The organism is Arthrobacter sp. DNA4 (assembly GCF_024362385.1).
In the GTDB taxonomy this organism is placed as follows: Bacteria; Actinomycetota; Actinomycetes; order Actinomycetales; family Micrococcaceae; genus Arthrobacter.
Map to the genome: position 1 here is coordinate 803,412 of NZ_CP101466.1, position 26,333 is coordinate 829,744.

A 26,333-nucleotide genomic window follows, 5' to 3' on the forward strand; every position below is an offset into this window, starting at 1 on the left:
CTTTTGGTGTCCGCTGCTTGCAGCGCCCGCTTTAGCGGGTGGTGGCGGTTGCCGTTGCCGTGGCGCTGGAGGTTGCACCGGCGGAGGACGTTGCGCCCGCACCTGCGGAAGAAGAGGACGACGGCGTGGGCGTCGCCGAGGGGCTCGGGGTGGGGACGTAGTCCTTGTACTCCTGCAGGGTGGCGTCCAGGACGGGAACCTTGACCGTGCTGCTGACGTTGGTGCCGTTCTCGCTGATCTTGACGTCCACCAGCGAGCCCGGCTTGCCGCCGGTGGTGCTCAGGATGGCCTCGTCCGACTTTTCGTTCAGCAGGGTGTAGCCGTTGGCCTTCACCGAAACTTCGGTCTGTGAGCCCTTCGCACCGTTGACGGTCAGCTTCACGTCCTTGGAGGAGGAGTTGTAGACGGCACCGATCAGGCGGCCGGGTTCGTTCTCGCCGGTGGAGACAATGAGGATGTTCCGCAGCTGCAGCGGACCGAGGTCTGCGCGGATGCCGTCCGAGGCGGAGTACTGATGGCTGGTCTGCTGGGGCGTGATGTAACCGCAGCCCGCGGTCAGCAGGCTGGCGCCAAGGGCAGCAGCCGTCAGTGCCAGTTTGCCGCGCTGGGCCCGGTTCATCGCAGTGGAACGCACGTCACGTACTCCTCGAGAAATTTGAAGTCTTTTTCAGCCATAGCCTATCCGCAAAGAGGGGCAAACGAGGATTCGGCGGTGTCACATCCCCCATGGGAGCGCTCACCTGATGCACTAATCAGCGCATCCGTCAAGGGGGTGGAGGGGGTTGATTGGGCCGTTTTCCCGCGTATTTTCGCGGTTGGGAGCCCTTTCTCCGGCCGGTCATATGCCTGAATCGTGATAAACTGGTCTGCGGGAAAGGGGAAATGTCCACATGGTATTTGAGGTCGGCGAGACAGTAGTTTACCCTCACCACGGTGCTGCGAAGATTGAAGAAATCAAGATGCGCACCATCAAGGGCGAAGAGAAGATGTATCTCAAGCTCAAGGTGGCTCAGGGTGATCTGACCATTGAAGTTCCAGCAGAGAACGTTGACCTTGTTGGGGTCCGGGACGTAGTGGGCAAGGAAGGCCTGGAGCACGTGTTCGATGTGCTCCGTGCCGAGTTCACCGAGGAGCCCACCAACTGGTCACGCAGGTACAAGGCAAATCTGGAGAAGCTTGCTTCCGGTGACGTCATCAAGGTGGCAGAGGTTGTTCGCGACCTGTGGCGCCGGGATCACGACCGGGGCCTTTCCGCAGGCGAGAAGCGAATGCTGGCCAAGGCCCGCCAGATTCTGATTTCAGAACTGGCGCTGGCTGAGAAGACCGACGAGGAGAAGGCTGCAAGCGTTCTCGACGAGGTCCTGGCTTCCTAAGAATTTAGCCCCGGCTGCACGCAAGTGCCGCCGGGGCTTCTTTTTTTGGGCCCACCGCGGCGGTGCCTTAAGCACCCATCGGAAGTGGCGGCGTCGTAGGCTTGTCCGCATGAGTGAATCACCCACGCGCCTGGTCACAGCGGTCATCGTGGTTGCCGCAGGTTCCGGGCAGCGCCTCGGCTATGGCATGCCCAAGGCTGCCGTTCCGCTGGGCGGAGAACCAATCCTGATGCATGCCCTGCGCGGCATTGTCGCGTCCGGTGTGGCCACCCAGGTGTGCGTCGCGCTGCCCGCCGGCGACCAGGACCTGCGCCGGCTGTGCGACGACTTCCGGGAGGAACTTGCCGACGGTGGGCCCCTCCTGACGGTTGTTGACGGCGGATCCACCAGGGCGGGGTCCGTGCGTGCCGGAATCGCCGCACTCATGGAGGGCATCGAGGCCGTCCTGGTCCATGACGCCGCGCGGGCCCTCACCCCCGAATCCGTTTTCCACCGCGTCAGCGACTCCCTTGTTGCCGGCGCCGCCGCTGTCATTCCCGTGCTCCCGGTGGTGGACACGGTCAAAACCGTGGCTGCCACGGCCGTCGATGACACTGCGCTTGCCCCCGAGGTCGTCACGGGGACCGCCCGCCGCGAGGAACTGCGGGCGGTGCAGACTCCGCAGGGCTTCACGATCGGCACCCTGCTGAAGGCGCACGAGGCGGCGCAGGCTTTGGACGACCAGCAGGCCGCGGCGGTCACCGATGACGCCATGCTCGTGGAGATGCTGGGTACCCCGGTCCATGCAGTCCGCGGGTCCACACAATCCCTGAAGATCACCACCCCCCTGGACCTCATCTTCGCCGAGGGGCTCCTTGAGGGTCCGCTCGGTGCCCGGTGGGTGGAAGGATGAGCCCGGACGTGGTCCTTCCGCGCACGGGCGTGGGAATCGATGTCCATGCCTACGCCCCGGAGGATTCCCCCCGTCCGCTGTGGCTCGGCGGGCTCCTCTGGCCCGGCGAACGCGGCCTCGCCGGACACTCTGACGGAGACGCCGTAGCCCATGCCGCCGCTGACGCCTTGTTTTCGGCTGCCGGCATCGGCGACCTTGGCACCCACTTCGGTACGGACCGTCCGGAATTCGCCGGAGCGTCCGGTGCCACCCTCCTCGCCGAGGCCGCACGGATCGTCAGGGCTGCCGGGTTCGAGATCGGCAACGTGGCCGTGCAGTTCGTGGCCAACCGGCCCAAATTCGGGCCCCGGCGGGAAGAGTCTCAAAGGGTCCTGAGCGAGGCGGCAGGCGCCCACGTCGGCGTCACGGCAACCACCAGTGACGGCCTGGGATTCACCGGGCGCGGGGAGGGCATCTCCGCCGTGGCCACCGCCCTGGTGTATCCGCAGCCCCCACGCCCGTGAGGCAGCCGGGCCCATCAGTTACTCTGGAGCGGTGACCCTGCGCTTCTATGACACTGCCTCCGCCGAAGTCCGGAACTTCGTCCCCCTCCTCGAGGGCAAGGTCAGCCTCTACTACTGCGGAGCCACGGTCCAGGGGATGCCGCACGTGGGCCACATCCGTTCAGCCATCGCGTTCGACCAGCTCACCCGCTGGCTTCAGTACCGGGGCCTGCGTGTCACTGTCGTCCGCAACGTGACGGACATTGACGACAAGATCCTGGCCAAGTCCGAGGCTTCCTTCGCCCCCGATTTCAGCCCGGAACCCGGAGAAGTAGCCCGCGAAGAATGGTGGGCTCTGGCGTACCGCTACGAGCAGGAGTTCCTCAAGGCCTACGACACCTTGGGTGTTTCGCGCCCCACCTACGAACCCAGGGCCACCGGGCACATTCCTGAGATGCACGCCCTGATCCAGCAGCTGATCGACCGCGGCCACGCGTACCCGGCGCTGGACGACTCGGGCGATGTGTACTTCGACGTCCGCTCCTGGAACAAGTACGGCGCGTTGACCCGGCAGAACATCGACGACATGCAGGCAGCGCCCGACGCCGATCCCCGGGGCAAGAAGGACCCCCGCGACTTTGCGCTGTGGAAGGGTTCCAAAGAAGGAGAGCTACCACCGCCAGCTGGTCCTCGCCTTGGGGCGCCGCCCGGCTGGCACCTTGAGTGCTCCGCCATGGTCACCAAGTACCTCGGCACCGCCTTCGATATCCACGGCGGCGGCTTGGACCTGCGGTTCCCGCACCACGAAAACGAGATGGCGCAGTCGCAGGCGGCGGGACACCCCTTCGCCAACTTCTGGATGCACAACGGCATGGTGACCTATCAGGGCGAAAAGATGTCCAAGTCCATCGGCAACACCATCAGCCCGGCGGAAATGCTGGAACTCGCCCCGCCCCGGGTGGTCCGCTACTACCTGGGACAGGCGCACTACCGGTCCATCCTGGACTACCGCCCCACGTCCCTGCAGGAGGCCGCCGCCGCCGTCGAACGCATTGACGGATTCCTGGCCAAGGCTGCGGCACGCTTCGACGGTGACCCGGGCCTCGCGGACGGCCACCACGGTTCATCGTCCGCAGCTGTGGAGGCCTTCTGCGAAGCAATGGACGACGACCTCAACGTCCCGCGCGCCCTGGCCGCCCTGCACGAAACTGTCAGGGCGGGCAACACAGCCCTCGCCGAAGGGGACGACGACGCCGCCCGGAACGCGATGCACGCCGTCATCCTCATGACCGGGGTCCTGGGCCTGAACGCCGTGGCAGGCTCCGCGGCGGTGAGCACGCGTGAAGCCGAGGCGCTGGGAGTTCTGGTGGAGGCGCAGCTGTCCGCCCGGGCGGCTGCCCGCGCCGACAAGGACTGGGCAAGGTCCGACTCCATCCGGGACACCCTCAACCAGGCTGGGGTCGTCGTAGAGGACGGCCCGGACGGCGCCACCTGGAGCCTCAAGCGGGACTGAACAGGCCGCTGCCCCCGATTTTTTTCGGGTCAGTAGACTGGTATGCAGATTCAGTCAGCACAATCAAGGGTGGAACATCATGGCCAACAATGGTCGCCGATCGGTTAAAGCGAAGAAGGGCCCAACCGTCGGAACCGGTGGCCATGGCCGCAAGGCCCTCGAGGGCAAGGGCCCCACGCCCAAAGCCGAGGACCGCGTTTACCACAAGGCGCACAAGGCACGGCAGCTTTCCGAACGGTCCGCTGCAAAGCGCGGGACCGGTGCCCGCAGCGCCGGCGCCGCCAAGTCCGGACCCAAGGGCCGTGCCACCGAGGAAGTCGTCACCGGACGCAACTCCGTGGTCGAGGCGCTCCGCGCCGGCATCCCCGCGAAGGCCCTCCACGTTGCCATCCGCATCGAAATGGACGACCGGGTCAAGGAATCCCTGAAGCTCGCCGCCGAACGCGGCATTCCGCTGCTGGAAACGGGCAAACCTGAACTGGACCGGATGACGGATGACGCCGTCCACCAGGGCCTGGTGCTGCAGATCCCGCCCTACGAGTACCTGGACGCCTACGAGCTGGCCGAGGAAACCGTAGACAAGTGGAAGAAGGGGCACATCGCCAACGCGCCGCTCTTTGTGGCCCTGGACGGTATCACCGACCCCCGGAACCTGGGTGCGATCATCCGCTCCGTCTCCGCTTTCAGCGGCCACGGCGTCATCGTGCCCGAGCGCCGTTCCGTGGGCGTTACCGCCTCGGCCTGGAAAACCAGCGCCGGCGCTGCCGTCCGCGTGCCTGTGGCCCGCGCCTCCAACCTGAACAACGCCCTCAAGCAGTTCAAGAACATGGGTATCTACGTCCTGGGGCTCGACGGCGACGGCGACGTTTCACTGCCCGATCTCACCCTGGCCACCGAACCGGTGTGCATCGTGGTGGGCTCGGAAGGGAAGGGCCTGAGCCGCCTGGTCCGGGAAAACTGCGACCAGATCGTCTCCATCCCCATCGATTCCGCCATGGAATCCCTGAACGCATCGATGGCTGTGGGAATCTCGCTGTACGAGGTCTCCCGCCAGCGCGCGGCCGGATAGTTCCACCGGTCCGTAATCCGCGGATGGGTTCCCGGCGCCGCGGGGGCGTATGGGCAGGTCAAGTGCCGCTGACCGCTACTATTTAGATGATGGTCATGCCGCTTTTCGACACCGCTTCCACCATGGACGCCTCCTCGGCCGTTCCCCTCGGTGTCAGCGTCCCGCGCGCTGATTCCGGTGGTACCCGCCACCACGCCGGCGGACGCGCCAACGTTGCCTGCTTCGCCCCCGGAGTCGCCAAGCTGGACATCGCCTACTGCCCTCCCGGCGGCGAATGGCGGACCCAGACCCTGCCCAACGTCACCAAGGGGGTCCACCACGGCATCGTGGAGGACCTGCCGTACGGATCGCGCTACGGCTTCCGTCCGACGTCGGACAGCCAGCCGTTGCCGCCGGAGCTTCCGGCAGGCAACGGTTCCGCCCGCCAGCCCCTGCTGCTGGACCCGTACGGCAGGGGAGTGGACCAGCAGGAGGGCTTCCTCACCAGCGTCCGCACCGCCGTCGACTTCGACTGGGAAACAGACGAACGGCTGCGCCTGCCCTGGCGCAACACGATCGTCTATGAGGCGCATGTCCGCGGCCAGAGCATGCTCCACCCCGACGTACCGGAAGAACTCAGGGGCACCTACGCCGGCCTGGCCCACCCTGCCGTCGTGGAGCACCTCACGGGCCTGGGCATCACCTCCGTCCAGCTCCTGCCCGTCCACTTCCACACTGATGAGCCACACCTGCAGGACCTGGGACTGAGCAACTACTGGGGCTACAACACCGCCGCGTTCTTTGCCCCGCACCCCGGCTACGCCACCCGCGCGGCCCAGGAAGCGGGCCCCCAGGCGGTCCAGAATGAGTTCAAGGCCATGGTGAAGGCACTGCACGGCGCCGGGCTGGAGGTCATCCTCGACGTCGTGTACAACCACACTGCCGAAGGGACGCCGGACGGCCAGGTCCTGAGCTTCCGCGGCCTGGGGGAGGACACTTACTACCGGGTGGACGGCCACGGCAAGTACATCGACACCACCGGCTGCGGCAACTCCCTCAACTTCGGAAACCAGCACGTGGTCCAGCTGGTGACCGACTCCCTCCGGTACTGGGTGGACGAGTTCCACATCGACGGTTTCCGGTTCGACCTGGCAGTCACGCTGTGCCGCAACGCCGCGAACGAGTTCGACCCCCATCACCCTTTCCTCACCGCCGTCGCCGCCGATCCCGTTCTGTCCGGGGTCAAGTTGATTGCCGAACCCTGGGACATTGGCTACGGAGGCTGGCAGACGGGCCGGTTCCCCCGGGGGTGGGTCGACTGGAACGACCACTTCCGCGACGCTGTCCGGACCTTCTGGCTGGCAGACCGCGCAGCCATCGACTCCGGCGGGCACGGCGGGACCATGGCGAAACTCGCCGACGCCCTGTCCGGCTCCGCAGGCCTCTTCCAGGCGTCCGGCCGCTCGCGCCTGGCCTCGGTCAACTTCGTCACCGCCCATGACGGCTTCACCATGAACGATCTCGTGTCCTTCGACCGCAAGCACAACGAGGCCAACGGCGAAGAGAACAGGGACGGGCACGGAGACAACCGCAGCTACAACCACGGCGTGGAGGGCCCCACTGAGAACAGCGCCATCCTGGCACAGCGTGCGCAGTCGCGGCGCAACCTGATGGCCTCGCTGATGGTTTCGCTCGGAGTTCCCATGATTACTGCCGGGGACGAGCTGGCCAGGACCCAGCACGGGAACAACAACGCCTACTGCCAGGACAATGCCATCACGTGGCTGGACTGGACGCTGACACCGGAGGCGCACGAGATGCTGCGCAGCACCAAGCGGTACATCCGGTTGCGCAAGGAGTTCCTCGCCGCCCAGCCGCACGATTTCCCGGTCCGGGATGAACAGTCCTACCTGTACTGGTTCGACCAGCACGGCCAGCCCATGTCCAATGAGCGCTGGAACGATCCGCATCACCGCGTCCTGCAGCTCCTGCTCCGCGACGACGGCGGCGACCTTGCCGGGCTGGTGGTGGTCAATGGCAGCGCGCGGGACGTCCAGGTGACCCTGCCCGACGCCGGAAGGCCGGCTACGAGCCTGTTCGAGCTCCGGCTGACCACCTCGCCCCGCCACAAGCAGCGGCAGGGCATCCAGGTGGCCGCCGGGGACATCGACCTGGCCGAGGCCAACTCCATCAGCATTTACCGCACGTAGCTACAGCACCACCAGACGCCAGTCCACCCATCCGGCAGGTAAACCCGAATGCGCAACCGCTCCATCCTCCCGCTGCTCCTCACCACCCTGGTGGTGCTGGCCATGGTGGCGTTCGGCGGTGCCGGGCTGCTGGGCGGGCAGACGGACGGCACGACGCCGGACGCTGGTTCCAGCCGCACGTCCACTCCGGGTGGAACGGCCACGTCCCCGGCAGCGAAGCAGTCAGCGCCCCACCGGGGAGCCAACCCGTCCAGCCTCCCGGTGATCAGGGAATCCGCGCTTCCGGTGGAGGGCCGCCGGGTGCTGGCGCTGATCCGGGCGGGCGGCCCGTTCCAGTACGGGCAGGATGACCAGGTGTTCGGAAACTTCGAGCGGGTCCTCCCAGCCAGGGACCGGGGCTATTACCGCGAGTACACCGTCCCCACTCCCGGTGAACCGGACCGGGGTGCACGGCGCATCGTGGCGGGCAATGGCGGGGAGAAGTACTACACGGGGGACCACTACGCAACGTTCAAGTACATAGCGGAAGGCAGCTAGCACAACCATGAGAATCTTTTCCGGCGATACCTGGACCCTTGAAGAACTGCAGGAGCAGGTGGCCGACGCCGGGCGCCGCAGCGTGGTGGTTCCCCCGGCGGACAGCAAGCGCGCCGTCCTGGAAACCTTCGGCGAGGTTTTGGACTTTCCCGAGCACTACGGCGTGAACCTGGATGCGTTGAACGACTCGCTCCACGACTTTGCGGACAGCATCAGCGAAAACGGCAACCCGCCCGTCACGGTCCTGTGGCAGGTGGCTGCACCGTTCCGCGCCGACAGGTCGTTCGGCATCATGTGTGAGATCCTGCAGGACGCGGAACGGTACGCGGGCAAGGACCTGGCCGTCACCGCAGTGCTGCTCTAAACCCGCATTCACCGGGCAACCAGTCCGCAGCTAGCTCCCCGGGCGTTCCTCGTGCGCCACGTAGGTGTCCAGCAGCGTAGAGGCCCTGCCGCCGTCGTCCTCCGCTGCCAACCCCTCGCGCATGCTTTCAGCCTTTTCGCGCCCGGCCGGGAACGGCGGAAGCAGCGGGATTTCCGGGTCGGTCAGGACCTCGATCACCACCGGGCAGTCGGCCGCGAAGGCCTGGTCCCAGGCCTCGCCCACCAGTTCCGGGTCCTCGGCGCGGATGCCTTTGAGCCCGAGCAGGTCCGCGTAGGCGGCGAAGGGAAAATCGGGCAGTTCCTGGCTTGCAGCAAACCGCGGCTCGGCTTCCGATTCACGCTGCTCCCAGGTGACCTCCGTCAGCTCGCGGTTGTTGAAGACGCACACCACGAACCTTGGGTCCTGCCACTGGCGCCAGCGGTGCGCCACGGTGACCAGCTCCGCGATGCCCGCCATTTGCATGGCGCCGTCACCGGCCAGGGCCACCAGCGGGCGGTCCGGGCGGGCGAGTTTGGCAGCAAGCCCGTAGGGGATGGAGCAGCCCATGCTGGCCAGGGTCCCGGACAGGTGTGCGGGGACTCCGGCGGGCAGCACCAGCTGGCGGGCGTACCAGTAGACACAGCTACCGACGTCGACGCTCACCTGGGCGTTCCCGGGCAGCCGGCCGTTGAGCTCGCGGACCACCCGCTCGGGATTGACGGGGCTTGCGGGCACGGCGGCACGGTCAGCTGCGAGGATACGCCAGCGGCTGACTTCCCCTTCCACATCCGAGCGCCATTGGGTGCGTGGCCGGTGCTCCAGCCTCTGGTTCAAAGCGTCCAGGGCTGACGCTGCGTCGCCGGTCAGGCCCACCTCCACGGGGTAGCGGTTGCCGATCTTCTTTTCGTCGATGTCGATCTGCACCGCACGGGCGGCCCCGGGCGGCGGATAGAACTCCACGCAGGGATCATTGGACCCCACGATGAGGAGGGCGTCGCAGTTGCCCAGCAGGTGCGCACTCGCGGTGGTGCCCAGATGCCCCATGGTGCCCACGGCAAAGGGCAGGTTTTCGTCCACGTACGGCTTGCCGAGCAGACTGGTGGCGATGCCGGCACCCAGCTTTTCCGCCACGGCAACCACTTCCTGTGCGGCGTGCCTGGCGCCCTGTCCCACCAGGAGGGCCACCCGTTCCGCGGAGTTAAGGAGGGCGGCCGCGGCAGCCAGGTCCTCGTCGCGGGGACTCTTGGCCGCCGCGCTCCAGGACGGCGCCGTGACCACGATGCCGTGCTGCTGCTCCAGCCCGGGCGCGGGTGCGGACTGCACATCGTGCGGAATGATGACCACGCAGGGGGAGGCGGTGGCCTTGGCCGTCCGGAAGGCACGGTCCAGCACCATGGGCACCTGCTCTGCCGTGCTGACCAGCTGCACGAACTGGGACGCGACGTCCTTGAACAACGCGGTCAGGTCGATTTCCTGCATGTAGCCGGACCCCAGCACAGTGCGGCTCTGCTGCCCCACGATGGCCACCACCGGTACGCCGTCCAGCTTTGCGTCATACAGCCCGTTGAGCAGGTGGACGGCCCCGGGGCCCTGGGTGGACGTCACCACTCCCACGCCGCCGGTGTACTTGGCGTGGCCGACGGCCATGAACGCGGCCGCTTCCTCATGCCGGGCCTGGACAAACTCAACCTGCCCCTCGGGCCGGTCCCCGGTCCGGCGGAGGGCACCCATGAAGCCGTTGATGCCGTCCCCGCTGTAGCCGAAGACCCGGTTCACGCCCCAGGTGGTGAGGCGCTCCACGATTACATCGGCCACCGTACGTTCGGTCATCGGACCCTCCTGGTTGGGTATTGCTGCCTGCCAGGAGCCGTACCCAGGAGACCGGCGGGCTATGCGTTGACGATCAGTCCGAGCTCCGCTTTGGAGGCCAGGGCATCATGCCGGGGCAGGACGCGGACCGTGTAACCGAACGGGCCGGAGCGGTCGATGACCAGGGAACCGCTGAACAGGTGCCGCCCGCTGCCCAGGTCTTCCTTCACCTGGAGCTCCATCATGGTGATGTCGGCAAGGGCGTCATTCTCTTCGGCCCGGCCGTAGGCCACCTCGACGCAGACGTCCTCCGGGGTGAGGGCGTTCAGCGCCACGTAGGCGTTGACCTGGAGCGTGTCGCCGATCTGCGGGTCCTCGGATACCCCCACCGAATCAACGTGCTCAACGTGGACCTGTGGCCAGGCGCCGCGTACCTTGGCGGACCAGGATGCCAGCGCACGTGCCTGGGCATAGGAGTTGGCGGTGGCGCTGCGTCCCGCTTCCGCGGCGGGGCGGTACAGGATGTTCACGTAGTCCCGGAGCATGCGCTCAGCGGACACGGCCGGGCCGAGGTGCGAGAGGGTGTGCTTGATCATGGACACCCAGTGCGTGGGCACCTTCTCGCTCCGGCTCGTGGACGGCCCGGCGGAGCCGGCTCCCTCGGACACCGTGCTGCCGTAGAATCGCGGCGCCACCTGTGTTTCCAGCAGCTCATACAGCGCTGCGGCCTCGATGTCGTCCCGTTCCTCGGGTGAAGCATCGTTGTTGGCCGTGGGAATCGCCCAGCCGTTCTCGCCGTCGTACATCTCATCCCACCAGCCGTCCAGGACGGAAAGGTTCAGCGAGCCGTTCAGCGCCGCCTTCATGCCGGACGTCCCGCAGGCCTCCAGCGGACGCAGCGGGTTGTTCAGCCAGACGTCGCAGCCCGGGAACAGGGTCCTGGCCATGGCGATGTCATAGTTGGGCAGGAACGCGATGCGGTGCCGGACCTCGGGATCATCCGTGAACCGAACCAGGTCCTGGATCATTTTCTTTCCCGCGTCATCGGCCGGGTGGGACTTGCCGGCGATGACCAGCTGGATGGGGTGCTCCTTGTGAAGGAGCAGCGCCTTCAGCCGCGCCGGCTCGCGCAACATCAGCGTGAGCCGCTTGTAGGTGGGCACGCGGCGGGCAAAACCGATGGTGAGGACGTCCGGGTCCAGGACGTTGTCGGTCCAGCCCAGTTCTGCGTCGGCCGCGCCGCGCTTCTTCCACGCTGCGCGCAGCCGGCGGCGGACATCTTCCACCAAGGCGGCGCGCATCTCGCGGCGCAGCGCCCATACGTCGGCGTCGCTGACGTTGTAGGCGAGGTCCCATTTGCCCAGCGCTTCGGCTTCGCTGCCGAACTGGTCCCGGGCGAGCTTGGAGATGCGGCTGTCCACCCAGGTGGGCACGTGCACGCCGTTGGTTACTGAAGTGATGGGTACCTCGGAGTGGTCAAAGCCGGGCCAGAGGGCGGAGAACATGCCGCGCGACACCTCGCCGTGGAGCTTGGCCACGCCGTTGGCGCGCTGGGCCAGGCGCAGGCCCATGACCGCCATGTTGAAGACGGCCGGGTTGCCGTCCGCGTAGTTTTCCCTGCCCAGTTCCAGGATCCTGTCCACCGGCACCTCGGGAGCCAGGCCGGCCTGGAAGAAGTGGCTGATCTGGTTGATTTCGAACCTGTCGATGCCGGCCGGCACCGGCGTGTGCGTGGTGAATACGGTGGACGCCCGTCCGGCGGCGAGTGCTTCGTCGAATGTCAGGGCCTGTTCGCCGGACATCAGTTCCTGGATGCGCTCGATGCCAAGGAACCCCGCGTGGCCTTCGTTGGTGTGGAAGACCTCCGGTGCGGCGCAGCCCGTCAGCTTCTGGAAGGCGCGCAGGGCCTTGACCCCGCCCATCCCGAGCAGGAGTTCCTGCTGGAGCCGGTGGTCCCCGCCGCCGCCGTACAGGCGGTCGGTGATGCTGCGGGCGGCGTCGTCATTGCCCGGCACGTTGGAGTCCAGGAGGAGCAGGGGAACGCGTCCGACGTCGGCCCGCCAGATGTGTGCCAGCAGCCGGCGCCCGTTGGGCAGGGGGAGCGAGACCTCCAGGGCCTTGCCGTTGCCGTCGTGGGAGGGTTCCCGGAGCAGGGTCAGCGGCAGGCCGTCCGGATCCAGGACGGGGTAGGTCTCCTGCTGCCACGCGTCGCGGGACAGTGACTGCTTGAAATAGCCCGCCTGGTACAGCAGGCCCACGCCGATCAGGGGAACGCCAAGGTCCGAGGCAGCCTTCAGGTGGTCGTAAGCAAGGATTCCCAGGCCGCCCGAATACTGGGGGAGGACCTCGGTGATGCCGAACTCGGGCGAGAAGTATGCAATGGAGGCGGGCGCATCCGGGCCCAGGCCCTGGTACCAGCGTGGCTCCTGGAGGTACCGGTCAAGGTCCTGCTCTGCGGCGCGCACCCGTTCCACCACCGACTGGTCCGCGGCGAGCTGCTGGAATTCCTCCCGGCTGACCATGCCCAGGAAACCGATAGGGTCCTGCCCGCTTTCCTCCCACAGCCGCGGGTTCAACCCGGCGAAAAGCTCCCGGGTTGGGCGGTGCCAGGACCACCGCAAATTGCTGGCCAGCCTGGCCAAAGGCCGGATGGATTCGGGGAGGACTGTACGGACCGTAAACCTGCGGATTGCCTTCACCTGCGTCACACTAACCGACAACATGCGCGGCCGGAACCAGCTTTCGGTTTCTTTTGGGTAAATGACAGGGGCATGAAGAAATTAGGCCGCGGCACGGCGATTTTAGGGAGCAGGCTTAGCAATCCGGGTCATTTCTCGCTAACGTCGAGCCTGTGACGACTAACTCAGGAACCAGTGCCGCATCCACCAAAATGCCCCAGCGCAGTATCACCGAGGACTTGCGGTTTGGGCGTTTTCCCATTACTGCCGTGCAGCCCGTCGTCGAGGGCGGCAGATTCCCGGCCAAGGCCCTGCCCGGCGAAGCCATCGTTGTGGGCGCCACCGCCTTCCGCGAGGGGCATGACCAGCTCGGCGTCAGCGCCGTGCTCCTTGACCCCTCCGGTGCCGAGCGCCAGCGCGTCCGCCTTGCGCCGCCCCGCGGGGAACGTGGCATGGGCACGGACCGCTGGGAAGGGGTGCTCACGCCGTCGGAAACGGGGAACTGGTCCTTTGTGATCGAAGCCTGGCACGACCGCTACGGCACCTGGCACCACAACGCCGAGGTGAAGATCGACGCCGGAGTCGACGTCGAACTCATGCTCGCCGAAGGTGCCAAACTGCTGGGTGAAGCGTCCGCGGAGGACTTCCGGGACGAGGTGGACCGGGCAGCCCTGCGGCGTGCCTCAGAGGTCCTGGGCGACCAGTCCCGCAGCACGGAGGAACGGCTCGGGGCCGGGTTCAGCCAGGAAATCGCGGACATCGTGGCCCGCCAGCCCATCCGGGAATTGGTCACCGTTTCTGAAAAATACCCCCTCCTGGTGGAGCGGGACCGGGCCGGGCGGGGCGCCTGGTACGAGTTCTTCCCCCGGTCCGAAGGCGCCGTCAAGGACCACAACACCGGCGCCTGGACGTCAGGTAACTTCCGTACCGCCGCCAAACGGCTGGACGCCGTGGCAGCCATGGGCTTCGACGTCCTCTACATGCCCCCCATCCACCCGATTGGCGTGCAGTTCCGCAAGGGACCCAACAACACCCTGGTGGTAAGCCCCAATGATCCCGGCTCACCCTGGGCCATCGGAGCCAAGGAAGGGGGCCACGACGCCATCCACCCCGACCTCGGATCCTTCGAGGACTTCGATGCCTTCGTGGCGCGTGCCAACGAACTGGGCCTGGAGGTAGCCCTGGACCTCGCACTCCAGGCCGCCCCGGACCACCCGTGGGTGCAGTCCCATCCCGAATGGTTCACCACCAGGGTGGACGGCAGCATTGCCTACGCCGAAAACCCGCCGAAGAAGTACCAGGACATCTATCCGCTCAATTTCGATAATGATCCGGAAGGACTTTCCCGGGAAATTCTGCGGATCGTGCTGCTGTGGGTCAGCCACGGCGTAAAGATTTTCCGCGTGGATAATCCGCACACCAAACCAGTGTGGTTCTGGGAATGGCTCATTGCGGAAGTGGAAAAAGCCGAACCCGGTGTTGTTTTCCTGGCCGAAGCCTTTACCCGCCCCGCCATGATGCACGCCCTGGGCAGGGCCGGCTTCCAGCAGTCCTACACGTACTTCACGTGGCGCAACACCAAGAAGGAAATCGCGACCTACTTCGAGGAAGTCAGCCACGAATCACCGGCGTTCTTCCGGCCCAACTTCTTCGTCAACACCCCGGACATCCTCACGGAGTACCTGCAGTACGGCGGACCGGCGGCGTTCCGGATCAGGGCCGTCCTGGCCTCCACGGGAAGCCCGCTCTGGGGCGTCTACGCCGGGTATGAACTGTTCGAACACGTTGCCCGGCCCGGCGCGGAGGAGTACATCGACAACGAGAAGTTCGAGTACAAGGCCCGCGACTGGGACGCCGCCGCCGAGTCCGGACGCACGCTGGCCCCCTACATCACCAGGCTCAACCACATCCGGCGGGACCACCCCGCGCTGCTGGACCTGCAGAACCTGACGGTCCACCAGAGCACCGATGACTCCACTGTTGTCTACTCGAAGCACAAGACCCTTCCCGACGGCTCCAAGGACACCATCATCGTGGTGGTCAACGTGGACCCGCACGTTACGAAGGAATGCAGCGTCTCCCTGGACCTGGCGGCCCTTGAGCTCGACCCCCAGGACATCACCCCGGGCGGCGGCTTCTATGTGGATGACCTTATCTCCGGCCAAAGCTGGGAGTGGGGCGAGTTCAACTACGTACGGCTTGATCCGCACGTGGAGCCCGCCCACATCCTGAGCGTGAGGAGAATGCATCAGTGAGTTTCAACCCGCAAAGTTCCGGCCACTTCACTCCCAAGAGCACGTTCGAGCTAAATGCGCCTGGCCTTCAGCATGACCCTTTGTGGTACCGCAAGGCAGTGTTCTACGAAGTACTGGTCCGGGCGTTTGCGGATGCCAACGGCGATGGGTCCGGGGATTTCTCCGGACTCATCGACCGGTTGGACTACTTGCAGTGGCTGGGGGTTGATTGCCTCTGGCTGCCTCCGTTCTTCCAATCACCGCTGCGGGACGGCGGCTACGACATCTCCGACTACAACTCAGTCCTGGATGAATTCGGCACCATCAGCGACTTCAAGCGGCTTGTGGCAGAAGCCCATGCCCGCGGCGTCCGGGTGATCATCGACCTCCCGCTGAACCACACCTCTGACCAGCACCCCTGGTTCCAGGAATCCCGGAAGGATCCGGATGGTCCCTTCGGCGACTTCTATGTCTGGAGCGACACGGATGAGAAGTACCAGGACGCACGCATCATCTTCGTTGACACGGAGGAATCGAACTGGACGTTCGATCCCATCCGCCGGCAGTTCTTTTGGCACCGGTTCTTCAGCCACCAGCCGGACCTGAACTTCGAAAATCCCAAGGTGATCGAGGCCGTCTTCGATGTAGTCCGGTTCTGGCTGGACCAGGGGATTGACGGTTTCCGGGCGGACGCCATTCCCTACCTCTTTGAGGAGGAGGGCACCAACTGCGAAAACCTTCCGGCCACCCACGAGTTCCTCCGCCGGCTGCGGGAAATGGTGGATGAACGCTACCCCGGCCGCGTGATCATCGCCGAAGCGAACCAGCCGCCCAACGAGGTGGTGGAATACTTCGGCACCGTCGATGAACCCGAGTGCCACATGGCCTTCCACTTCCCCATCATGCCCCGGCTGTACTACGCGCTGCGCGACCAAAAGGCAGCGCCCATCATCGAAACCATGCGCGACACCCCGGACATCCCCGAGGGCGCGCAGTGGGGCACGTTCCTCCGCAACCACGACGAGCTGACCCTGGAAATGGTCACCGCCGATGAGCGCGCGGCAATGCTGGGCTGGTATGCCCCGGACCCACGCATGCGCGCCAACATCGGCATCCGCCGCCGGCTGGCACCCCTGCTCGATAACTCGCGGGCCGAAATAGAACTGATCAACGCGCTCCTGCTCTCCCTGCCGGGCAGCCCGTTCCTGTACTACGGAGACGAGATCGGCATGGGGGACAACATCTGGCTCGAGGACCGCGATGCCGTCCGCACCCCCATGCAGTGGAACCCGGACCGGAACGCCGGCTTTTCCCATGCCGACCCCGGCAAGCTGTACCTGCCGCCCATCCAGTCCCTGGTGTACAACTACGCCATGGCCAATGTCGAAGCCGAGGCTGCCCACTCCGGGTCCCTGCTGCGCTGGACCCGGCAGATCCTCAGCGTCCGCAAGAACCATCCCGCGTTCGGACTGGGCGGCTTCAAGCATGTGGAAGCAGACCACGATGCCGTCCTGGCGTACCTGCGCGAGCTGCTTACCAGCAACCCTGACGGTGCCGACGCCGAGACCATCCTGTGCGCCTTCAACCTCTCCCAGCACCCGGTCGCTGCCACGCTCCGGATTCCTGAATATGCCGGCCGGGGGCTCCGCGATGTGTTTGGCGGACAGATCTTCCCCGGCATCGGCGACGACGGCACCCTTACCCTGACCATCGGAAGCCACGATTTCTTCTGGCTTCGGATGCGGTCGGCGGGGTCGAACCCATCGTCGCCCTACACCCAGGCCATGCCCATCCTGTCGATAGAGAACTGAGATGAACCAGCCAATCCTCACTCCCGCCCTCACCGCGCTGCTCAAGGAATGGCTGCCGCAGCAGCGTTGGTTCCCGGTCAAAACCCCCGATTTCGCCATTTCCCAGGCCGGCAGCCTGGGACTGGCGGACCCCAGCGGACACGCGGCACTTGCCGTGTTCCTCCTCAACGTCACCACCCAGGGGCCCGACGGCGGCAAGCGCACCGCCGTCGTCCAGGTTCCCTTGAGCTTCCGGCCGGCACCGGCAGGGGGCATGGAGCGTGCGCTGGTGGGGGAAGCGGCCGGAATGGATCCCACCCGCCCCTGGGTTTACGACGCCGTCCACGACCCCGACTTCGTGGGCGCGTGGCTGGAGCTCATCCGGCAGGAGGGGAGAGCGGACAGCGGCACCGCGACGGGATTCCGCGTCGAGGGACCGTACCGCCTGCCCACTGCGAAGGGTGTCGTAAAGGTGCTCTCCGGCGAGCAGTCCAACAGTTCCGTCATTGTGGACGACGGCGAATCGGCCGCCATGGTGAAATTCTTCCGGGTCCTGTCTGACGGGACCAACCCGGAGATCGAGGTGGGAGCGGCGCTGACGAAGGCAGGAACTTCGGAAGTCCCTGCCACCCTTGGCTGGGTCCGGGGCGAGTGGCTGGGGCACGGCAACCACGCCTCCAGCGGCACCGGCCAGGGTACCCGGTACGTCCAGGGTGAGCTTGCGGTGGCCCACGAATTCCTCGCCGGTGGCCGCGATGCCTGGCGGCTGGCAGTGGACGCAGCCCGCTCCGGCACGGACTTCACGGCAGAAGCAAGGGCCCTGGGCGCCGCCACCGCTACAGTGCACAAACGCTTGGCGGAAGCCCTCGGGACGTCCGCCGGCTCTGCACCCAAGGGAGCAGGACCCGCTGTTGCAATGCGCGTCCGGAACGCCTGGGCGGAAGCGCGGGCCGCCGTCGGGCCTTACGACGATGCCCTGGACGCCCTGCTGGCTGACCTGGCCAAGGTTCCCGACGCGCCCCTGCAGCGCATCCACGGCGACCTCCACCTGGGCCAGATCCTCCAGGTCACCGGCCAGTCCGGCGACGAGTCGCGCTGGGCCATCCTGGACTTCGAGGGCGAGCCCCTGCGACCCATCGCCGAACGGAACGTCCCGGACGTGCCCCTGCGCGACGTCGTCGGCATGCTGCGGTCCTTCGACTACGCCGCCGGAGCAGCCCAGCGCGAGCAGGAGGGAGCCCAGGTTCCGGACAGCTGGGTTGACGACTGCTCTGACGCCTTCCTGGCAGGGTATGCCGGGGTCATTCCCGGAACGGTGGACCGAACCTCACCACTGTTTGTGGCATTGTGGCTGGACAAGGCACTGTACGAAGTTGTTTATGAAATGCGAAACAGGCCCGACTGGGTGGCGATTCCCGTAAACGCCTCCAGGCGGCTCCTGGGCAGCAACGGTGCCGGCGACTCCGCCGGTGCAGCATCGGAAGGTAACGAAATGACAGGCTCAGCACGAACTGACCGCCCGGGGGTGCCCCTGCCCGTGGATGAAGGCACCCTGGGCAGGATCGCGAACGGTGAACACCACGCCCCCCACTCCGTCCTGGGCGCGCACCTGGACGACTACGGGCACGTCACCATCCGGACCGTGAAGCACCTCGCCGAAGCAATCTCCGTAGTCACGCAGGCCGGAGAGGTTCCCATGGAGCACGAGGCCCACGGAGTGTGGGTTGCGGTGCTGGATCCGCTGGAGCAGGGCCATGTTCCCGACTACCGGCTCTCGGTCACCTACCCGGGCAAGGACACGGTGACCGTTGACGAGCCCTACCGCTACCTGCCCACAGTGGGCGAAGTGGACCTGCACCTCATCGGCGAAGGCCGGCACGAGAAACTGTGGCAGGTGCTTGGCGCCCACGTCCAGCACTACAAGTCAACGCTCGGAGACGTCAACGGTGTGTCCTTTGCCGTGTGGGCCCCCAACGCGCAGGCCGTCCGCGTCAAGGGTGACTTCAACGCCTGGGACGGACGGGAACACTCCATGCGCTCGCTGGGTTCCTCCGGCGTTTGGGAGGTGTTCATTCCCGGTGTCACCGCCGGCGCCTGCTACAAATACGAGATCCTGACGCGGGGCGGTTACTGGGTTGAAAAGGCAGACCCACTGGCTTTCGGTACCGAAGTGCCTCCGCTGACTGCCTCCAGGGTGGTGGAACCCTCCTACGCCTTCAAGGATGACGAATGGATGGAAGCGCGGGCCAAGCGCGACCCCCACAACTCCGCCATGAGCGTCTATGAAGTGCACCTCGGGTCGTGGCGCCTGGGCCTTGGCTACCGCGAACTCGCCAAGGAACTGGTGGAGTACGTCAAGTGGCTCGGGTTCACGCACGTGGAATTCATGCCCGTCGCGGAGCACCCGTTCGGCGGTTCCTGGGGTTACCAGGTCACGTCCTATTTCGCGCCCACGTCCAGGTTCGGACATCCGGATGAGTTCCGCTACCTGGTGGATTCCCTCCACCAGGCAGGCATCGGCGTCCTGCTGGACTGGGTACCGGCGCACTTCCCGAAGGACGCCTGGGCGCTGGCCCAGTTCGACGGGGAGCCCCTTTACGAACACGCAGACCCTGCCCTTGGCGAACACCCCGACTGGGGCACCCTGATCTTCGATTTTGGCCGCACCGAGGTCCGTAACTTCCTGGTGGCCAATGCCCTCTACTGGCTGGAGGAATTCCACATCGATGGCCTGCGCGTGGACGCGGTGGCCTCCATGCTCTACCTGGACTACTCACGCCAGGAAGGACAGTGGCGGCCCAACCGCTTCGGCGGCAGGGAAAACCTGGAAGCCATCTCCTTCCTGCAGGAAGTCAACGCCACCGTCTACAAGACGCACCCCGGTGCTGTCATGATCGCGGAAGAATCCACGGCGTTTCCGGGCGTTACCGCCCCCACCAGCCACGGTGGCCTGGGCTTCGGCCTGAAGTGGAACATGGGCTGGATGCACGATTCCCTCAAGTACATCTCCGAGGACCCTTACAACCGCAGGTGGCACCACGGCACGGTGACGTTCTCCCTGGTCTACGCCTTCACGGAGAACTTCCTGCTGCCCATCAGCCACGACGAGGTTGTCCACGGCAAGGGCTCCATGCTCCGCAAGATGCCCGGTGACCGCTGGCAGCAGTTGGCGAACCTCCGCGCCTTCTTTGCCTACCAGTGGGCGCACCCCGGCAAGCAGCTCATCTTCATGGGCACCGAGTTCGGCCAGGAAGCCGAGTGGTCTGAACAGCACGGCCTGGATTGGTGGCTCGCGGATATCCCTGCACACAGGGGACTGCAGCTGCTGACCAAGGACCTCAACGAGCTGTACGCGTCCACCCCTGCGCTGTACACGCAGGACAACGTTCCCGCCGGTTTCCAGTGGATCAACGGTGGCGACGCGGACCGCAACGTCCTGTCCTTCATCAGGTGGGACGCCGACGGCAACCCGGTTGTCTGCGCCATCAACTTCTCCGGTGCCCCGCATGTCGGCTACACCCTGGGTGTCCCCACCGCCGGGGCCTGGACCGAGGTCCTGAACACCGACCACACCACTTACGGCGGATCCGGTGTGCTCAACGACGGCGAGCTGAAGGCAGTGGACGAAGGACAGGACGGACAGCCGGCGACACTGACTGTCACGCTGCCTCCGCTCGGGGCGTCCTACTTCAAACCAGGAGCATCAACGGTAAGCTGACCCGCCAGGGCGGTCATCCACAAAAGGCCCGGAATCCGCGTGATTCCGGGCCTTTCGGCTGCCTACAGGAGGCCACGTGGGGGCGGACTGGCGATCCGGGAGGAGTGGTGGTAGAGTTTATTTCCGCGCTGCTCCACGGAGTCAGACGGAAAACCGACCCCCAAGCATATGCTGAGGATGGTCGCGGACGCCGGTTTGACACGCAGGAAACCAGCGGGTAAGTTTGAAAAGTTGCTCCGGAGCGATCCTGAACGTTGGTTTGGGTGGTGCCGGGTGTGTCTGTTGTTTGAGAACTCAATAGTGTGCCAAGTTTGTTGATACCGATTATGTATGTAATTGGTTGAATTTGCCGAATCGTGCCGCCCCTGTGGTGTGGTTTGGTGTTTTTAGCTGGTTTCAAATTTTGTGCAGCCTTTGTCGCCGTTATTTCCGGTGGTTTTGGTTGTGTCTGTTTGTTTTCAACGGAGAGTTTGATCCTGGCTCAGGATGAACGCTGGCGGCGTGCTTAACACATGCAAGTCGAACGATGATGCCAGCTTGCTGGTGGATTAGTGGCGAACGGGTGAGTAACACGTGAGTAACCTGCCCTTGACTCTGGGATAAGCCTGGGAAACTGGGTCTAATACCGGATATGACTGATCATCGCATGGTGGTTGGTGGAAAGCTTTTGTGGTTTTGGATGGACTCGCGGCCTATCAGCTTGTTGGTGGGGTAATGGCCTACCAAGGCGACGACGGGTAGCAGCCTGAGAGGGTGACCGGCCACACTGGGACTGAGACACGGCCCAGACTCCTACGGGAGGCAGCAGTGGGGAATATTGCACAATGGGCGCAAGCCTGATGCAGCGACGCCGCGTGAGGGATGACGGCCTTCGGGTTGTAAACCTCTTTCAGTAGGGAAGAAGCGAAAGTGACGGTACCTGCAGAAGAAGCGTAGCTAACTACGTGCCAGCAGCCGCGGTAATACGTAGGGCGCAAGCGTTATCCGGAATTATTGGGCGTAAAGAGCTCGTAGGCGGTTTGTCGCGTCTGCCGTGAAAGTCCGGGGCTCAACTCCGGATCTGCGGTGGGTACGGGCAGACTAGAGTGATGTAGGGGAGACTGGAATTCCTGGTGTAGCGGTGAAATGCGCAGATATCAGGAGGAACACCGATGGCGAAGGCAGGTCTCTGGGCATTAACTGACGCTGAGGAGCGAAAGCATGGGGAGCGAACAGGATTAGATACCCTGGTAGTCCATGCCGTAAACGTTGGGCACTAGGTGTGGGGGACATTCCACGTTTTCCGCGCCGTAGCTAACGCATTAAGTGCCCCGCCTGGGGAGTACGGCCGCAAGGCTAAAACTCAAAGGAATTGACGGGGGCCCGCACAAGCGGCGGAGCATGCGGATTAATTCGATGCAACGCGAAGAACCTTACCAAGGCTTGACATGAACCGGAAAGACCTGGAAACAGGTCCCCCACTTGTGGTCGGTTTACAGGTGGTGCATGGTTGTCGTCAGCTCGTGTCGTGAGATGTTGGGTTAAGTCCCGCAACGAGCGCAACCCTCGTTCTATGTTGCCAGCACGTGATGGTGGGGACTCATAGGAGACTGCCGGGGTCAACTCGGAGGAAGGTGGGGACGACGTCAAATCATCATGCCCCTTATGTCTTGGGCTTCACGCATGCTACAATGGCCGGTACAAAGGGTTGCGATACTGTGAGGTGGAGCTAATCCCAAAAAGCCGGTCTCAGTTCGGATTGGGGTCTGCAACTCGACCCCATGAAGTCGGAGTCGCTAGTAATCGCAGATCAGCAACGCTGCGGTGAATACGTTCCCGGGCCTTGTACACACCGCCCGTCAAGTCACGAAAGTTGGTAACACCCGAAGCCGGTGGCCTAACCCCTTGTGGGAGGGAGCTGTCGAAGGTGGGACTGGCGATTGGGACTAAGTCGTAACAAGGTAGCCGTACCGGAAGGTGCGGCTGGATCACCTCCTTTCTAAGGAGCGCCTACAGCTACCGGCCTGGATGTATGTCCGGGTGTGGGGGTTGTCAGGAAGCAAGCCCGTTGCGCAGGCGATTGTCCTGCGGCGGGTGCTCATGGGTGGAATATCAACAAATAGCGGCCGTTGTGTTGTCGTGTCCTTCTCTAGTACGAATCCCACCTGGTGGTGGTTCTGGAACGGTGGGCGTGGTGATGTGGTGGTTTTCGTGTTTGGCACACTGTTGGGTCCTGAGGCAACAGGACCACGGGTTCGCTGTCTTCGCCTTTCGGGGTGTGGGTGGTGTTCTGGTGGGAGTGTTTGTTTCTGGTTTCCCTGCCATGACGGTCCACGCACGTGTGTGTGGGGTGTGTGGTGTGGGGTTGTTGTTTGAGAACTACATAGTGGACGCGAGCATCTTGTATAAGAAGCAATTTCCAAGATAAATGAACCTGGATCTGGTTCGTGTGCCTTTGGGTGCGCGGGACAGTTTTCGTGGTTCTCTCGAGTGAGCTTGTTTTTGATCTTTGTGGTCAAGTTTTTAAGAGCACACGGTGGATGCCTTGGCATTAGGAGCCGAAGAAGGACGTAGGAATCTGCGATAAGCCTGGGGGAGTCGATAACCGGACTGTGATCCCAGGGTGTCCGAATGGGGAAACCCCGCCAAGCGCGCGAGTGACTTGGTGACCCGTACCTGAACACATAGGGTGCGTGGGGGGAACGCGGGGAAGTGAAACATCTCAGTACCCGCAGGAAGAGAAAACAATAGTGATTCCGTTAGTAGTGGCGAGCGAACGCGGATCAGGCTAAACCGTTCCATGTGTGATAGCGGGCGTTGCATGGTCGGGGTTGTGGGACTTTCCATACCAGTTCTGCCGGGCTGGTGGGGTGTGATGTGCGCGCATAGGTGAACGGTTTTGAAAGGCTTACCAGAGAGGGTGTTAGTCCCGTAACCGTAATGTGTTTGTACCGCCTGTGAGAGTATCCCAAGTAGTACGGGGCCCGAGAAATCCCGTGCGAATCTGTCAGGACCACCTGATAAGCCTAAATACTCCCTAATGACCGATAGCGGACCAGTACCGTGAGGGAAAGGTGAAAAGTACCCCGGGAGGGGAGTGAAACAGTACCTGAAACCGTGTGCTTACAATCCGTCGGAGCCAGTCTGATTCTGGTGACGGCGTGCCTTTTGAAGAATGAGCCTGCGAGTTAGTGTTACGTCGCGAGGTTAACCCGTGTGGGGCAGCCGTAGCGAAAGCGAGTCTGAATAGGGCGTGTGAGTGGCGTGATCTAGACCCGAAGCGAAGTGATCTACCCATGGCCAGGTTGAAGCGACGGTAAGACGTCGTGGAGGACCGAACCCACTTCAGTTGAAAATGGAGGGGATGAGCTGTGGGTAGGGGTGAAAGGCCAATCAAACTTCGTGATAGCTGGTTCTCCCCGAAATGCATTTAGGTGCAGCGTTGCGTGTTTCTTGCTGGAGGTAGAGCTACTGGATGGCTAATGGGCCCTACAAGGTTACTGACGTCAGCCAAACTCCGAATGCCGGTAAGTGAGAGCGCAGCAGTGAGACTGTGGGGGATAAGCTTCATAGTCGAGAGGGAAACAGCCCAGACCACCAACTAAGGCCCCTAAGCGTGTGCTAAGTGGGAAAGGATGTGGAGTTGCCCAGACAACCAGGAGGTTGGCTTAGAAGCAGCCACCCTTAAAAGAGTGCGTAATAGCTCACTGGTCAAGTGATTCCGCGCCGACAATGTAGCGGGGCTCAAGTACACCGCCGAAGTTGTGGCATTCAGATATTTAGCTAAGCCCTTGTGGTTCAGGCGTCTGGATGGGTAGGGGAGCGTCGTGTGGGCGGTGAAGTCGCGGTGTAAACCAGCGGTGGAGCCTACACGAGTGAGAATGCAGGCATGAGTAGCGAAAGACGGGTGAGAAACCCGTCCGCCGAATGATCAAGGGTTCCAGGGTCAAGCTAATCTGCCCTGGGTAAGTCGGGACCTAAGGCGAGGCCGACAGGCGTAGTCGATGGACAACGGGTTGATATTCCCGTACCGGCGAAAAACCGTCCATGTTGAACAGGGGATACTAACCGCCCGAGACCTGCCCGACACCCCTTGTGGGTGAAGGGTTTTGGTGGAGCGCGGGACCTGATCCTGGGAGGCAAGCGTATTAACAGGTGTGACGCAGGAAGGTAGCCGAGCCGGGCGATGGTTGTCCCGGTCTAAGGATGTAGGGCGAGTGGTAGGCAAATCCGCCACTCATATGGCCTGAGATCTGATGGGACCCCCGTTTGGGGGGATTTGGTGATCCTATGCTGCCGAGAAAAGCATCGACGCGAGGTTTTAGCCGCCCGTACCCCAAACCGACACAGGTGATCAGGTAGAGAATACTAAGGCGATCGAGAGAATTATGGTTAAGGAACTCGGCAAAATGCCCCCGTAACTTCGGGAGAAGGGGGCCCCAACCTTGATCGGACTTCGCGTCCGGGAGGGGATCGGGGCCGCAGAGACCAGGGGGAAGCGACTGTTTACTAAAAACACAGGTCCGTGCGAAGTCGCAAGACGATGTATACGGACTGACTCCTGCCCGGTGCTGGAAGGTTAAGAGGACCGGTTAGCCTCACGGCGAAGCTGAGAATTTAAGCCCCAGTAAACGGCGGTGGTAACTATAACCATCCTAAGGTAGCGAAATTCCTTGTCGGGTAAGTTCCGACCTGCACGAATGGAGTAACGACTTCCCCGCTGTCTCAACCATAAACTCGGCGAAATTGCAGTACGAGTAAAGATGCTCGTTACGCGCAGCAGGACGGAAAGACCCCGAGACCTTTACTATAGTTTGGTATTGGTGTTCGGAGTGGCTTGTGTAGGATAGGTGGGAGACGTTGAAGCCCGGACGCCAGTTCGGGTGGAGTCATCGTTGAAATACCACTCTGGTCACTTTGGACATCTAACTTCGGCCCGTAATCCGGGTCAGGGACAGTGCCTGATGGGTAGTTTAACTGGGGCGGTTGCCTCCTAAAAAGTAACGGAGGCGCCCAAAGGTTCCCTCAGCCTGGTTGGCAATCAGGTGTCGAGTGTAAGTGCACAAGGGAGCTTGACTGTGAGAGAGACATCTCGAGCAGGGACGAAAGTCGGGACTAGTGATCCGGCGGTACATTGTGGAATGGCCGTCGCTCAACGGATAAAAGGTACCTCGGGGATAACAGGCTGATCTTGCCCAAGAGTCCATATCGACGGCATGGTTTGGCACCTCGATGTCGGCTCGTCGCATCCTGGGGCTGGAGTAGGTCCCAAGGGTTGGGCTGTTCGCCCATTAAAGCGGTACGCGAGCTGGGTTTAGAACGTCGTGAGACAGTTCGGTCCCTATCCGCTGCGCGCGCAGGAAATTTGAGAAGGGCTGTCCTTAGTACGAGAGGACCGGGACGGACGAACCTCTGGTGTGTCAGTTGTACTGCCAAGTGCACCGCTGATTAGCTACGTTCGGATGGGATAACCGCTGAAAGCATCTAAGCGGGAAGCTCGCTTCAAGATGAGATTTCCATACACATTATGTGTGAGAGGCCCCCAGCCAGACCACTGGGTTGATAGGCCGGATGTGGAAGCGAGGACTAACGACTCGTGAAGCTGACCGGTACTAATAGGCCAATAACTTACACCACACAGATACATACAAAATTCTGCTTGCGTCCACTATGTGGTTCCCAACCAACAACCCCCAACACATGCGG

General features: G+C 63.6%; 14 protein-coding genes and 2 rRNA genes. 13 read left to right on the forward strand and 3 right to left on the reverse strand.

Annotation, left to right across the window (positions count from 1 at the left end; genetic code table 11):
• Positions 1 to 31: 31 nt before the first annotated feature.
• Positions 32 to 619: a hypothetical protein gene (locus NMQ03_RS03860; RefSeq protein ID WP_255175530.1), complete on the reverse strand. Its 588-nt coding sequence runs from the start codon at positions 617 to 619 to the stop codon at positions 32 to 34.
• A 271-nt stretch (positions 620 to 890) separates the two neighbouring features.
• Here NMQ03_RS03860 and NMQ03_RS03865 point away from each other — a divergent pair, with 271 nt between their 5' ends.
• The 8 genes from NMQ03_RS03865 to NMQ03_RS03900 all read left to right on the forward strand — a co-directional run bounded on the left by NMQ03_RS03865 (position 891) and on the right by NMQ03_RS03900 (position 8,419).
• Positions 891 to 1,373, forward strand: a complete 483-nt coding sequence (locus tag NMQ03_RS03865; protein ID WP_011690592.1) for a CarD family transcriptional regulator — start codon at positions 891 to 893, stop codon at positions 1,371 to 1,373.
• 109 nt (positions 1,374 to 1,482) lie between these two features.
• The gene (ispD, locus tag NMQ03_RS03870; protein WP_255174461.1) at positions 1,483 to 2,265 is read left to right on the forward strand and encodes a 2-C-methyl-D-erythritol 4-phosphate cytidylyltransferase; all 783 of its coding nucleotides are present in this window, start codon (positions 1,483 to 1,485) and stop codon (positions 2,263 to 2,265) included.
• Positions 2,262 to 2,768, forward strand: a complete 507-nt coding sequence (gene ispF / locus NMQ03_RS03875) for a 2-C-methyl-D-erythritol 2,4-cyclodiphosphate synthase (protein WP_255174462.1) — start codon at positions 2,262 to 2,264, stop codon at positions 2,766 to 2,768. Before ispD ends, ispF begins: the two co-directional genes overlap by 4 nt.
• A gap of 31 nt (positions 2,769 to 2,799) precedes the next feature.
• Entirely contained in the window at positions 2,800 to 4,260 is a 1,461-nt protein-coding gene (gene cysS / locus NMQ03_RS03880; protein WP_255174463.1) for a cysteine--tRNA ligase, read from the forward strand.
• 79 nt (positions 4,261 to 4,339) lie between these two features.
• Positions 4,340 to 5,329: a 23S rRNA (guanosine(2251)-2'-O)-methyltransferase RlmB gene (gene rlmB, locus NMQ03_RS03885; RefSeq protein WP_255174464.1), complete on the forward strand. Its 990-nt coding sequence runs from the start codon at positions 4,340 to 4,342 to the stop codon at positions 5,327 to 5,329.
• A gap of 89 nt (positions 5,330 to 5,418) precedes the next feature.
• Complete coding sequence (glgX, locus tag NMQ03_RS03890; RefSeq protein WP_255175531.1) at positions 5,419 to 7,518, forward strand: glycogen debranching protein GlgX; 2,100 nt, start codon at positions 5,419 to 5,421, stop codon at positions 7,516 to 7,518.
• Between the two features lie 48 nt (positions 7,519 to 7,566).
• Positions 7,567 to 8,055: a ribonuclease domain-containing protein gene (locus tag NMQ03_RS03895; protein ID WP_255174465.1), complete on the forward strand. Its 489-nt coding sequence runs from the start codon at positions 7,567 to 7,569 to the stop codon at positions 8,053 to 8,055.
• Between the two features lie 7 nt (positions 8,056 to 8,062).
• Positions 8,063 to 8,419 (forward strand): barstar family protein, encoded by a 357-nt coding sequence (locus NMQ03_RS03900; protein ID WP_255174466.1) that lies wholly within the window; start codon positions 8,063 to 8,065, stop codon positions 8,417 to 8,419.
• A 30-nt stretch (positions 8,420 to 8,449) separates the two neighbouring features.
• Here NMQ03_RS03900 and NMQ03_RS03905 read toward each other — a convergent pair whose 3' ends face one another.
• The gene (locus NMQ03_RS03905; protein WP_255174467.1) at positions 8,450 to 10,249 is read right to left on the reverse strand and encodes a thiamine pyrophosphate-requiring protein; all 1,800 of its coding nucleotides are present in this window, start codon (positions 10,247 to 10,249) and stop codon (positions 8,450 to 8,452) included.
• Positions 10,250 to 10,308: 59 nt separating this feature from the next.
• Positions 10,309 to 12,927 carry an alpha-glucan family phosphorylase gene (gene glgP / locus NMQ03_RS03910; protein WP_255174468.1) on the reverse strand — a complete coding sequence of 873 codons (2,619 nt, stop codon included), beginning with the start codon at positions 12,925 to 12,927 and terminating at the stop codon, positions 10,309 to 10,311.
• 191 nt (positions 12,928 to 13,118) lie between these two features.
• On the opposite strand from glgP, the gene NMQ03_RS03915 reads away from it, so the two are divergent.
• From NMQ03_RS03915 to NMQ03_RS03935, 5 genes are all read left to right on the forward strand, one after another.
• Positions 13,119 to 15,161 carry an alpha-1,4-glucan--maltose-1-phosphate maltosyltransferase gene (locus NMQ03_RS03915; protein WP_255175532.1) on the forward strand — a complete coding sequence of 681 codons (2,043 nt, stop codon included), beginning with the start codon at positions 13,119 to 13,121 and terminating at the stop codon, positions 15,159 to 15,161.
• Complete coding sequence (gene treS / locus NMQ03_RS03920) at positions 15,158 to 16,951, forward strand: maltose alpha-D-glucosyltransferase (protein ID WP_255174469.1); 1,794 nt, start codon at positions 15,158 to 15,160, stop codon at positions 16,949 to 16,951. Before NMQ03_RS03915 ends, treS begins: the two co-directional genes overlap by 4 nt.
• A gap of 1 nt (position 16,952) precedes the next feature.
• Positions 16,953 to 20,648, forward strand: coding sequence for a 1,4-alpha-glucan branching enzyme (locus NMQ03_RS03925; protein ID WP_255174470.1), 3,696 nt, complete (start codon positions 16,953 to 16,955; stop codon positions 20,646 to 20,648).
• 458 nt (positions 20,649 to 21,106) lie between these two features.
• Positions 21,107 to 22,626: ribosomal RNA gene (locus NMQ03_RS03930) — 16S ribosomal RNA — on the forward strand.
• Positions 22,627 to 23,140: 514 nt separating this feature from the next.
• Positions 23,141 to 26,264, forward strand: a 23S ribosomal RNA gene (locus NMQ03_RS03935).
• Together the 16S and 23S rRNA genes form the textbook arrangement of a ribosomal RNA operon.
• The last annotated feature ends 69 nt before the right edge of the window (positions 26,265 to 26,333 follow it).

Excerpts from the sequence above, each read along its gene's own strand:
- NMQ03_RS03860 (WP_255175530.1), bottom strand. The coding sequence starts at position 619 with ATGAACCGGGCCCAGCGCGGCAAACTGGCACTGACGGCTGCTGCCCTT.
- NMQ03_RS03865 (WP_011690592.1), top strand. The coding sequence starts at position 891 with ATGGTATTTGAGGTCGGCGAGACAGTAGTTTACCCTCACCACGGTGCT.
- ispD (WP_255174461.1), top strand. The coding sequence starts at position 1,483 with ATGAGTGAATCACCCACGCGCCTGGTCACAGCGGTCATCGTGGTTGCC.
- ispF (WP_255174462.1), top strand. The coding sequence starts at position 2,262 with ATGAGCCCGGACGTGGTCCTTCCGCGCACGGGCGTGGGAATCGATGTC.
- rlmB (WP_255174464.1), top strand. The coding sequence starts at position 4,340 with ATGGCCAACAATGGTCGCCGATCGGTTAAAGCGAAGAAGGGCCCAACC.
- glgX (WP_255175531.1), top strand. The coding sequence starts at position 5,419 with ATGGTCATGCCGCTTTTCGACACCGCTTCCACCATGGACGCCTCCTCG.
- NMQ03_RS03895 (WP_255174465.1), top strand. The coding sequence starts at position 7,567 with ATGCGCAACCGCTCCATCCTCCCGCTGCTCCTCACCACCCTGGTGGTG.
- NMQ03_RS03900 (WP_255174466.1), top strand. The coding sequence starts at position 8,063 with ATGAGAATCTTTTCCGGCGATACCTGGACCCTTGAAGAACTGCAGGAG.
- NMQ03_RS03905 (WP_255174467.1), bottom strand. The coding sequence starts at position 10,249 with ATGACCGAACGTACGGTGGCCGATGTAATCGTGGAGCGCCTCACCACC.
- NMQ03_RS03915 (WP_255175532.1), top strand. The coding sequence starts at position 13,119 with ATGCCCCAGCGCAGTATCACCGAGGACTTGCGGTTTGGGCGTTTTCCC.
- NMQ03_RS03925 (WP_255174470.1), top strand. The coding sequence starts at position 16,953 with ATGAACCAGCCAATCCTCACTCCCGCCCTCACCGCGCTGCTCAAGGAA.